Origin of the sequence: Mycoplasmopsis gallinarum DSM 19816 (genome assembly GCF_000621085.1) — a bacterium.
Classification (GTDB): domain Bacteria; phylum Bacillota_I; class Bacilli_A; order Mycoplasmatales; family Metamycoplasmataceae; genus Mycoplasmopsis; species Mycoplasmopsis gallinarum.
The window spans coordinates 199,766-211,390 of record NZ_JHZE01000005.1 but is presented as its reverse complement, the minus strand read 5'-3'; the positions used below and the strand labels follow the sequence as shown (position 1 = coordinate 211,390).

At 24.5% G+C, this 11,625-nt stretch carries 11 protein-coding genes and 1 pseudogene; 8 read left to right on the top strand and 4 right to left on the bottom strand.

The features are described from left to right. Positions 1–305: pseudogene (locus Q346_RS04195) on the top strand (IS1634 family transposase); the annotation flags it as partial. Positions 306–388: 83 nt separating this feature from the next. Here the strand turns inward: Q346_RS04195 and Q346_RS0101035 are convergent. Both Q346_RS0101035 and gpmI read right to left on the bottom strand, forming a co-directional pair. After that, the gene (locus tag Q346_RS0101035) at positions 389–1,315 is read right to left on the bottom strand and encodes a hypothetical protein (RefSeq protein WP_027332685.1); all 927 of its coding nucleotides are present in this window, start codon (positions 1,313–1,315) and stop codon (positions 389–391) included. A gap of 1 nt (position 1,316) precedes the next feature. Further along, positions 1,317–2,819, bottom strand: coding sequence for a 2,3-bisphosphoglycerate-independent phosphoglycerate mutase (gene gpmI / locus Q346_RS0101030; RefSeq protein WP_027332684.1), 1,503 nt, complete (start codon positions 2,817–2,819; stop codon positions 1,317–1,319). A gap of 181 nt (positions 2,820–3,000) precedes the next feature. Between gpmI and dnaX the strand changes: the two genes are divergently transcribed. The 6 genes from dnaX to rsmI are packed head-to-tail and all read left to right on the top strand — an operon-like array spanning position 3,001 to position 8,095. Next, positions 3,001–4,896 carry a DNA polymerase III subunit gamma/tau gene (gene dnaX / locus Q346_RS0101025; RefSeq protein WP_027332683.1) on the top strand — a complete coding sequence of 632 codons (1,896 nt, stop codon included), beginning with the start codon at positions 3,001–3,003 and terminating at the stop codon, positions 4,894–4,896. A 10-nt stretch (positions 4,897–4,906) separates the two neighbouring features. Beyond that, positions 4,907–5,197, top strand: a complete 291-nt coding sequence (locus tag Q346_RS0101020) for a YbaB/EbfC family nucleoid-associated protein (protein WP_027332682.1) — start codon at positions 4,907–4,909, stop codon at positions 5,195–5,197. Further along, entirely contained in the window at positions 5,197–5,805 is a 609-nt protein-coding gene (locus Q346_RS0101015; RefSeq protein ID WP_027332681.1) for a toprim domain-containing protein, read from the top strand. Before Q346_RS0101020 ends, Q346_RS0101015 begins: the two co-directional genes overlap by 1 nt. Then, the gene (tmk, locus tag Q346_RS0101010) at positions 5,805–6,458 is read left to right on the top strand and encodes a dTMP kinase (RefSeq protein WP_027332680.1); all 654 of its coding nucleotides are present in this window, start codon (positions 5,805–5,807) and stop codon (positions 6,456–6,458) included. The genes Q346_RS0101015 and tmk overlap by 1 nt, the downstream gene beginning before the upstream one ends. After that, complete coding sequence (locus tag Q346_RS0101005; protein ID WP_027332679.1) at positions 6,451–7,386, top strand: hypothetical protein; 936 nt, start codon at positions 6,451–6,453, stop codon at positions 7,384–7,386. The genes tmk and Q346_RS0101005 overlap by 8 nt, the downstream gene beginning before the upstream one ends. After that, positions 7,379–8,095, top strand: a complete 717-nt coding sequence (gene rsmI, locus Q346_RS0101000) for a 16S rRNA (cytidine(1402)-2'-O)-methyltransferase (protein ID WP_027332678.1) — start codon at positions 7,379–7,381, stop codon at positions 8,093–8,095. The genes Q346_RS0101005 and rsmI overlap by 8 nt, the downstream gene beginning before the upstream one ends. 13 nt (positions 8,096–8,108) lie before the next feature. On the opposite strand, the gene Q346_RS0100995 is transcribed toward rsmI, so the two are convergent. Together Q346_RS0100995 and Q346_RS0100990 are read right to left on the bottom strand one after the other, a co-directional pair. After that, positions 8,109–8,666, bottom strand: coding sequence for a hypothetical protein (locus Q346_RS0100995; protein WP_155946924.1), 558 nt, complete (start codon positions 8,664–8,666; stop codon positions 8,109–8,111). A 242-nt stretch (positions 8,667–8,908) separates the two neighbouring features. Continuing rightward, positions 8,909–10,150 (bottom strand): NYN domain-containing protein, encoded by a 1,242-nt coding sequence (locus Q346_RS0100990; protein ID WP_027332676.1) that lies wholly within the window; start codon positions 10,148–10,150, stop codon positions 8,909–8,911. A gap of 156 nt (positions 10,151–10,306) precedes the next feature. Between Q346_RS0100990 and Q346_RS04240 the strand changes: the two genes are divergently transcribed. Continuing rightward, positions 10,307–11,605 carry an endonuclease gene (locus Q346_RS04240; RefSeq protein ID WP_051521781.1) on the top strand — a complete coding sequence of 433 codons (1,299 nt, stop codon included), beginning with the start codon at positions 10,307–10,309 and terminating at the stop codon, positions 11,603–11,605. The last annotated feature ends 20 nt before the right edge of the window (positions 11,606–11,625 follow it).

Sequence of the window (11,625 nt, the reverse complement as noted above, 5' to 3'; positions counted from 1 at the left end):
ATTTATCTCTTAGACCAATGTATTTATCAACTTGAAAACATATTATTGGTTATATTTGCATTTGCTTCTTAAGTTTGGTTTTACTTAAATTCTTAGTTTTTAAAATAAATGATTTAACTGGTTTATCTGGCAAAGATAAATTTACTGAATATAGACTTATTGAAATGATGAAAAATGTCATATCAATTGAGGAAAAGTTTAATGGAAAAACAATAAAAACATTTAATTTGAAAGATACAAGTGTAGAAGAAAGTTGAAATGACTATCAACTTGTTCAAACAATCCTAGAAAAGATCCAAAAATAAAAAATAATATCCGCCAAAACGGATATTTTCCTTTTTATGCTACTAAGTGGGAAACGTAGGAGCAGTTCATTGGGAACTGCTTTTTAATATTTCTTTCTTAATTTTTGAATAGTGTATTTGTTTTCTTTTGCATTTCTTTCATAATCTCATTTAGAGCGAAAGAGAAAATCTTCAATCGCTTCTTTTAAACCATTTTGTGTAGAATCTGAAACAAAATAATGAGATTTATCTAAAATTTCTTTTTTTGCATTGGCAAAAGCATATGAGTATTTAGTTAAATTAAAAACGGGCAAAATGTCTTTTGTTAAAGCAACTGACATTGTTAAATTAGCATCCACTTTTTCAAAAGCAATAATATTATTATAAAAATGAGTTAAATCATCAGAATTGTTATATACCAGAATATTTACTTTATTAACTTCATTTGGTAAAGGTTTAATTTGAAATTTTAAATCTTCTTTTGTTTTAAGTATTTGAAGAACTTCATTAATTTGCTTAGTATCATTAGGAAACTCTAAAATAATTAAACTATAGGGTTTTTTTGATACTTGATTATTACTTCATTCTTCAACTGTCATTAATTGTAATGAATTAGATTTATTTGGTTTTCATTCTAAAGTTTCATATTTATCAGTTATCACGATGTTTTTATTATTTCTTAAATCGTTAAAAATGATTAAATTGCAACTTGGAAATTTAAGATAAATTTCTTTAAGTAAAAAATCATTATATGCTTTTAACATTCAATTAAATGGAAGAGTTTGACCACTTGGATTATAAACTTGATTTTCTTTCTTATTTATTATATAAGTTGGATTAATCAATTGAATAATTCTTCATTCAATTTCGCTTAAATTGCTTTCAATTATTAAAATTAGATTAATTTTATTTGAAAACGCTAATTTAGTGTAATCAGCAACATTTTTCAAATTAATTAATTTACTTTTTGAGTCATAAAACACATTTTTAAATTCAACAAAAATATATCTTTCTGTATTTTTTAATTTCATTTTATTTAACTATTAAACTTTCTGCATCCATTTCTGCTGGTTTTGTTATGTTTAAGTAATCTAAAACTGTTGGTGTAACATTAGCTAAAACACCATTTTTTAATTTTAAAGTTTTATCGCTGGTAATTAACATAACAGGACTATCAGTATGTTTAGTGGCTGGATTGCCTGCACTATCCTCAGTAATTTCTGCATTTCCATGATCGGCAGTGATGAAAACAGTTACATCATTATTTTCCGCTCACTCTCATAATCTTTTAATTTGTTTGTCCAATATTTCGATTGCTTGAATGGTTGATTTTAAATTTCCAGTGTGACCTACCATATCTGGATTAGCAAAATTCATGATTACAACATCAAAGTTCGCTTTAGTTTCAATTAATTCATCCACAATTTCTTTGGCAGACATTTGAGGAGCATCTGCATATGATTCAACTTTTAAAGACGGAACCATAATTCTCTTTGAATTATTAAATTCAATATCATTGCCGCCGTCCATAAAGAATGTGACATGTGCATATTTTTGTGTTTCAGCTAATCTAATTTGTCTTTTGTTAGCACTTTCTAAAACTTTTCCAATTGGGGTGTCAATTTTCATTTCTTCAAATGCAATTTTAGTGTTTAATCCCTCGTATTTCATCATAGAAACAAAATCATTAATTAAAACAGGATTTAAATTTTTATATTCATATAAATTTGAATTTAAAAATAAATGACTTAATTGTCTAGCTCTATCTGGTCTAAAATTAAAGAAAATAATTGAATCATTGTTTTTGATTGCTTTGGTTTGTGGATTATAAGCAGGAATTAAAAATTCATCTGTAATATTATTTAAATATTGATTATTTACATAATCAGTGGCATTTTCAAAAATATTTCCATTTAAATGCAACATTGCATCAAAATGTTTTTGAACTCTATCAAACATTTTATCGCGATCCATTCCATAGAATCTACCACCAATTGAACTAATTTGATAACCATATTTAGCACATAATTTTTCTAATCTATTAATTGAATTAATAATTGATTTAGGTGCTACATCTCTTCCATCACCAATTACATGAATAGCAACATTTTTTAAACTTTTTTCATGAGTTAATTTCATTAATTCAAATAAGTGTTTTTCTTCAGAATGAACACCACCATCGCTTAAAAGACCTATTAAATGCAATGTGCTTTGATTATTTTTAACTTTTTCAATAGTTTCTAAAAAAACTTTATTTTCATTAAAAGTATTATTTTCAATTGCTTTATTAATTAATGACAACCCTGTATATACTATTCTCCCAGCTCCAATATTCAAATGGCCAACTTCTGAATTTCCCATTTGTCCTTTTGGAAGTCCAACGAATTCTCCAGAAGCTTCTAAAACAGAATGCGGATAATTAGCGAATAAATAATCAAAAAAAGGTGTTTGAGCTTGTTTAAATGCATTACCTTGTATTTCTTCTCTTAATCCTAAACCATCAATTACTACTAAAATAACTTTTTTATTCTTCATATTAACTCCTATTAAGATACGATATTTTATATTTTAAATTTTTTAAAGCAATATCTAAATATAAATATTAAAACAATATGTTAATTTTGTGGTTTTAAATTAGATAAAAATTTTTAAGTCTTAAATTCACTTTTTAAATTTATTTGTGTAATAATTTTAATAATTCAATAGGAGAAAAAATATGTCTTATAAAGCTTTATATCGAAAATATAGACCATCCAATTTTTCAGAAGTACTTGGACAAGAAAATATTGTACAAACTTTAGAAAATGCAATTCAAAAACACAGAGTTTCTCATGCTTATTTATTTTGTGGGCCGCATGGGGTGGGAAAAACCTCAATGGCAAAAATTATGGCAGCAGTTCTTAATTGTGGTCATAATGACAACCTAATTGAAATTTGTGATGTGTGCAAAAAAAATGCAAATTCTAATTTAGATATTATTGAAATTGATGCTGCTTCTAATAATGGAGTCGATGATATTAGAGAATTTAAAGACAAAATTGAATTTTTACCAACCGAAGGCAAATATAAAATTTATATTATTGACGAAGTTCATATGCTGTCAAAAAGTGCTTTTAATGCGTTGCTAAAAACTTTAGAAGAACCGCCTGCACATGTGATTTTTATTTTGGCTACCACTGATCCTCAAAAAATTCCTAATACTATTTTGTCAAGAGTGCAAAGATTCAATTTTAAAAGAATTAACAACAAAATCCTTGCCAAACATATTCAATTTATTTTGGATAGTCAACAAATAGAATATGAATTGCAAATTATTCCTTATTTAGCAAGATTAGCTTCTGGTTCAATGAGAGATGCTTTGTCCATTTTAGACCAATTAATTGTTTATGAAAATGACAAAATTAAACTCAATGATGTAATTTCTTTATTCGGTTTGGTATCCAATAATAAAATTATTGATTTATTAAATAATTTAAATGAAGGCGAACTTAAAAAGGTTTTAGATATTTTCAATTCAATAAAAATCGGCGGTATTGAGCCTAAACAATTAATTGAATCAATTCTAGGTATAGTAAAAGATTATTTGATTTTCAAAAAAACATATGATTTTATTTTTTTAGAATATTTACAAGAAGAAGAGTTAAGTTCATTAAATTTAGATGATAAATATGCTTTGTTAATTGCTGAAGAATTCTATCAACTTCAAAAAAATCCATTTTTTGGAGAATCTTTATTAAATTTAATTGAATTAACTTTAATTAAAGTAGCTAAAAATAATAATGAAATTAAAATTCAAAAAAATAATAAAGAAAAAAAATTAGAAAATAAATCTGTATTACCTCAAAATGAAAAAAATGAAGAAAGAGAAATTAAATACGAATTTAAACCAGAAAGTATTAAAAATGAAATTCCTAATTTGACTCATGATGAAATAGAAAAAACAGTTGAACAAATTATTGAAGAAAGTCAAGAATTAGTTATTAATCAAAATGAATTAAAAATTGAAAATGATACGATTGAAAACGTAATTTTAAATCAAAATGAAGAATTGAACGATGATGTATTAGTAAGTACTCAAGAAATTGAATTATCTAATTCAGAAGGTGGAATTCCTAAATTGGATAAATACTATTTATTACCTAAAGAAGAAAAATTTAATGAATACTTAAATCAAGAACAAATTAAAAACATCTTAGTAAGTTCCAATAAAAATAAATTAGATCAATATAAAGAAATTATTGCTAGAGACATAATCACAATTAAAAATCAAGCACAAAAAGACTTAGCTTTAGCTTTATCTTCACTACAATTATTGGCAGCAAACGAAGAATTTTTATTCTTTTTTGGTTCATCTCAAAAAAGACCATATTTGGAATATTTAAAAGAAAATTGAAATAATTCCAATATTCAAAATTTTGTTAAAAATTTTTTTGGACAAGAAATGCACATTTTTATTTCAGGGAATCGAAATGAAATTAAAAATGTAATAAATGAAATAAAAAGAGAAAATGAAAACGGGATCATTAGTCAACCTGTGAAATTTGGTGAAATTAAGATTAAACAGACAAAAACTTCATCAGATTTGTTACTAGAGAAATTAATGAAAATTTAAGGAGAAAATAATGGACTTAGGAATGTTAAGAAAAATGCAAAAATTGCAAAAGGAAATTGAAGCAAAAACAGAAGAATTTAATGAAAAAGAATTCACCTTAGAAAAACATGGTATTGAAATTGTTGCTAAAGGAAGTAAAAAAATTGTTTCAATTAAATTTAAAGAAGTTTTTTTGCTTGATCCAGAGGACGCTGAAACAACTGAAGATTTATTGGTATTACTAATTAATCAATTGTATGAACAAATTGATGAGGAAGAAAAACAATTAATGCCAGCAATGCCTAATGGTTTAGGATTCTAATGATTTTTAAAGAAATAGAGGAATTGAAGCAATTGCTTGTTACTATTCCTGGCGTTAGTAAAAAACAATCAGAAAAAATAGTTAAATATTTTATAGATTTAAACGAAAAAAAAGATATTTTTCTGAATGATTTAATAACTAAACTAGAAAATTTAAAATCTAATATTGTAATTTGTGAAAAATGTAACTTTTTAAAAAATTCTAATTTGTGTTTTAATTGCGAAGATACAAAAAAAGACAATTTGTTAATGATTGTAGAAAATATAAATGTAGCAAACAAGATTGATGAAATAGGCTTTTTTGATGGGTTTTATTTTGTATTAAACGAAAAAGAATTAAAGATTAAAAATGATGCAATTGATTTAACTAATTTAATTAATTTTGTTAAATCTAAACCTAATTTAGAAGAAATTATCATTGTTTTGAGTCCAACTTTAGATGGATTATTAATTTCTAAATTGATTCAAAACAAATTAAGTGCTATTTTTCCTAATTTAATTATTAGTACAAATTCAATAGGAATGCCAGTGGGATCTAACATTGATTATTTAGACGAATTCACAATTAAAGAATCAATTACAAATCGCAAAAATAAGGGAGTTAATTAATGTTTATTACATTTGAAGGTGCTGATGGAAGTGGCAAAACTACAATAATTTCTAAATTAGCAGAAAAGTTAAAAAAAGAATTTCCTAATTTAGATTTACTTTTAACAAGAGAGCCCGGAGGCAAAGATTTAAGAGAAGCAGAAAAAATAAGAGAAATAATATTAGATTCAAATAATAAATTTTCTCCTGTTGTTGAGGCTATTTTATATTCTGCAAGTCGTAGAATTCACTTAGAAAAAGTAATTTGACCGGCTTTAAAAAATAACAAAATAGTAATTTGCGATCGTTATATAGATAGTTTTTATGCATATCAGGGTTTTGCTCGTGATTTAGGGTTGGATTATGTCCAAAATTTAACTAATTTAGTTATCGATAATACAATCCCAGATCTCACTTTCTTTTTTGATATAAGTCCTACTGAAAGTCAAAAAAGAAGAGAAAATAATCGTTTAATTCACGATCGTCTTGAACAAGAATCAATAGACTTTCATCAAAAAGTTTATGATGGTTATTTAACTTTAGCTAAACAAGAACCAAAAAGATTTATTATCATCGATGCAACACAAAGTATTGAACAAGTTTTGGAACAAACTTTTAATGCTTTAAAAAATAATTCAAAATTTATTGAATTTTTGAAATTAAATTATGAATAATTTAGACAACAATTTTAAAAAAATAATTGACAACTCTGTCAATCAAAATAAAATTCACCATTGTTATTTATTAAAAAGTAATCATAAAGTTGATTTAAATAAATATATTTTATATATGTTAAATACTTTTAATAATAGTGATTTTACAGATTTAGATAGAGAAAATTTAACTCCTAATATTCAAATTTTAAATTTTGATAAAAGTGGTAAAGATTTGCAAAAAGATTCTTTAATTAGTTATTTTGAAGATTCTAATTTTGCTTTATTTTCGACTCAAATTTTTAAAATTTATGTCATTTATAATATTGAACAAGCTCATATTAATGCTTTAAATGCGATTTTAAAGACAATTGAATCACCAAGTCAAAATGTAATTTTTATTTTTACAACTGATGAAATTTCAAAAGTTTTAAACACCATAAAATCAAGATCATTAATCTTAAATATTTATGAAAATAATGAAGATTCATTATTCAATCATTTAAATACAGAGCAAAAAATTCCCAAAAATGAAGCTTGATTATTAGCCAATTTATATTTTTCTTTAAGTGAATTAAATGCTGAATTTAATTTGAAATATTTAGAAAATTTAAATTATTTTTTCAATTTAATCATGAAAAAAGAACATTTTGATTATAGCTTCTATAATTTTTTTATTAATTTAAATAAAAAAGATAATTACGGAGAATTAATTTTTTATTTTAATTTATTTAAATTCATTTTATATTTAACCTTGCTTGAAAAAAAAGAAACAGAAAATAAAAAAATCAATAAAGTCGTAGAAATTTTATTAACTCAGGATAGAAATAAAATTCAACAACTTTATTTAACTTTGGAATTGTTTTTTGAAGATTTAAAGCTAAAAAATTTAAATATTCAATTATTAGCAGAAAAAACTTTAATTAAATTAATGGAGATATATGACTAAAATTTCAATTATTGGTACACCAATCGGAAATTTAAAAGATATTACTTTAAGAGCAATTGAAACTTTGAAAAATGTAGATTTATTGGCTTGTGAAGATACTCGAGTAACCGCCAAATTATTAAATCATTTAGAAATAAATAAAAAAATGGTTTCATTAAATAAATTTAATGAAACCAAGATTAGTCATCAATTAATAGATGAAATTATTTCTAAAGATTTAAATTTAGGTTTAGTTTCTGATGCTGGAATGCCCTTAATAAGTGATCCAGGTTTTACTTTAATTAAATTAGCCAAAGAAAAAAATATTCAAATTGAACTAATTCCTGGTGTGAATGCAGCAATTTCCGCTTTTGTTTTAAGTGCTTTATCAAATCAATTTGTTTTTATGGGCTTTCCAAAAGAAAAAAACAATCAAAGACTAGAACAGATTAAAAGTTTAACAAGTAATTTTGCCTACATTTTTTATGTAGCTCCTCATAAATTGCTTAATTTAATAGATGATTTTGAAACAGTTTATGGTGAAGAAATTCAAATTTTTTTAGTTAAAGAATTGACAAAACTTTATGAAAAAAGTTTTGAAGGTACACCACAGGAAATTAAAGCAATGCTAGAACAAAATTCATTAAAAGGTGAATTTACTTTAGTGGCTAAAATCAAAGAACAAAAAAGAATTAAAATCAATAAATACCCTAAAGAAAAAGCTGATTAATTATCAACTTTTTTTAGAATTGCAAATCAAATAATCTCACATTTTCTATTTTATAATTTAGTTCTTGACTTCACTTTTCAATATTAATCACTACTAAAAATCTCGTGTTATTAATAAAGATTCTTTCCATAGCACTTAAATTTTGATGCTTTAAAAACTTAATTTTTAATATAGGTTTATAAATTAAATAAATAGCCAATCTAAATAATACAGCTAAGATTGGTATTAAAGCAATTAAAATTGTTGGCAATAATTTCAAAATTGTACTATTTTTTTGATTATTTGAAAATAGCCAAAAAAACAAAGAAAATGAAAAGTAACAAAGAGTTAAAATTGCAATTATGAAAATAAAATAAGTGATACTAATTAAAAATTTACCTCTTTTAATTATTTTTTTCTCTTGTTGATTTAAAGAATTATTTTGTAAGTTGTTATCATTCAAAACTTCTAATTCATAATTATTAAGCTCTTTTGAATAACCCGTAATTCACAAACGAAAATTAGAATATAAACTATTAGCGCTTAAAGCAGAAGCTATTACATAAAATTTAAATTTTTGTCTAAAGACCAAAAGAAATACAAGGGTAAAAACAAAAAATAAAAAAAGCAAAATTAAAATTGGAAAATTATAATTTATAACAACATCTTTAAATCATAAGAAACTATTAAATATGATTCCAAATGCAATAATAACCATAATTACTAAACTGAAATAAAAAGAATAACAAAATATTGCTCAACTTTTTCTTGATTTTAAATATTGATGGTAATTAATTTTTTCTTTCATAAAATAAATTATATAGTCAATACGAATTATTTCTTTATTTTAATGTAAACCGTTGAATTTCTTTTATTAACTTCAAAATAATTGTTAAGTGGCGCTTGTTCAAATAATTTTCATTTTTTAGCTTTTTTATTAAAAATTGATAATGATTTATGATTTTTTCAAATTTGTTCGATGAAAGCAGAAAAATTCATTTCAGCAGTCTTATTATTTAATATAGTTTGTTTATAAATTGCAATTTCACTACTATTTGAATTAGTGTCTTTTTTACTTGATTTATCCGAATTTTGATCTTCTTTTATTCTAATCGAAATACTATTTTTTTTAGTTTTATCAATTTCAAAGTAGTCACTAAAAGGTTTATTTTCAAAATATTCAATTTTTCTTTTCTTTTTTAAAATAAGTAAATTTTTATAGTTGCTATTTTTACCAAGCTCTCTAATAAAAGACCCAAATTCGACTCCCCCATCTTTTCTTTTTAATTTCGATAATAAAGTTTTGAAAATTGTAATTTCGTCTGAAATATTTTCATTTTTTTTAGGTGTTTGGGTGTTTTGCTTGATTTTAATGTATCAAACTTTATTTTCAACTTTTAAATCATAATGTTTAGTCATTAAATTTGATTGAAAGAAAGGGACAGTTTTGCTATTTTTTCAACCATAATTTTTAGGATTAAAGTCCCTGTTATTGTCTTTTAAAATTTGCACACATTGTGATAAGTCAACATATTCTTCATTAGAATCAGATCTTAAATCATTAATAATTTGATCAATTTTGATAAATAATTTACTCAAATTGTCATTTTGTTGATTATTAAGAGTTGAATTTTGATTATTCTTATCAATTTTTGCCATATTTATAAAATCATCAAACAATTTAATGTAATCCTCAGTGATTCTTTCATCGCCTGCACCTAAAGCTATTTTTCCGTTACTTTTTATACGATGAATAACAGGAGCAAAATCGTTATCACTACTTGCTATGCAAATTCCATCAATAAAATCTTGGTTCATTAAATTCATTGCATCCATAGCTAAAATTAAATCTGATGCATTTTTACTTTTGCCATAAACTGCTACACTTTTGGGTTCCAAATTATACTTAGTGAAAATTTCATTTTTATTTTTATCACTGGCTTTTAAAGAATAATAAGCAACTTTGCTAATAATATTAAACTTTTTTTCTTGCAAATCTTCTAAGAGCAAAGGAATATGTTTGGGATCATTAAAATTATCATAGTCAATTAAAAGCGCAATTTTTTTATTTTCCATAAAAATTTCTCCTTTTCATTTTTAGTCATTTCAAATTAAATTATGAAAAAAAGCAATTATTTTTCCATAATTTAAATTTTTTATATCTTAATTTTATTTTAATTATGTTTTGATTGGAATTAAAATAATATAGCACTTAATAAGGAAGAAAAAGATATGAAAAAAACTATTTTATATTTAAGTCCATTACTTGCCATGCCACTATTTGTAGCTGCAAAATGTACTAATGATAATACAAAACCTATAGATGAAAATAAGAAAACAGAAGATCAAAACAAGAAAACTAATCCTGAAAATCTAGAAAAATCTATCGGTCCTGAAAATCCTAATAATCCTAGTGGACCAACTACTCCAACTAATCCAGAAAACCCAAACCAACCTGAACAACCATCTAATCCAGAAAACCCAAACCAACCTGAACAACCATCTAATCCAGAAACACCTGCACATCCAACAAATCCAACTAGTCCAGAAAATCCAAGCCAACCTGAACAACCAACACAACCAACAACTCCAGAAAATCCAAATCAACCTGCTGATCCTAATCAAAATAACAATGATTTATTGCCTACATCAGTTACCCCAACTGAATCTGGATATTTAGTAAATAATAAATATATTTATGTTAGAGATAATTACTATGAAAGAGCAAATGGTTTAAAAGGAAAAGAGTTATTCGATGCACTTTTAGCTATTCAAAGAAGTCATAAAACATACAGCGCTGATTATGCAAAATTATATGAAACTTACAAAACAGCTTTTGTGGATAATTATTTAGATCAAAATGGTACTCTTTTAGATTTATATAGTGAAAATCCATCTGGTATAGATCCATATGAATATCCAATGGGATATTGAGAAGGTTCTGGAAGTCGAGGCAGTTTAAGCCCAAAAGCTGGTGGTGAATCAACTCAATATAATAGAGAACATTTAGTGCCACAATCATGATTTAATAGAGAACCTAAAGCAAGAGCTGATGCGCATTTTGTTTGACCTTCAGATAAACAAGTAAATAATTGACATGGGAATGGGCCATTTGGAAATGTTTCAGATGCAAGATTAAGCAAAACAAGTTTAAATGGAACTAGAATTGGAATTGATGAAACAACAGAACCAATTAATTATTTTAAAGGTGATGTTGCAAGAGCTTTAATGTATTTCCAAATTACCCATAAAAATGCACATTCAAAACGTGGTCCAGAAGTTTATTCAGATGCGTTTCCTTATATTAATGAGCAATATAGATTAACTTATATTGATTGAAACAATAAAGATCGTGTTGATCAAATTGATGTTGATAGAAATAATGCAGTAGCAGCAGCTCAAAATGGAATTAGAAATCCATTTATTGATTATCCATGATTACCTGAATTAATTTGAGGTAATTCAAATAAAGTATTTCATAATTATGGAATTTTAGAAAGCGTTGTAAATAACGAAATTAATCCTGCTTAAAACAAAAACTAAGTAATTTG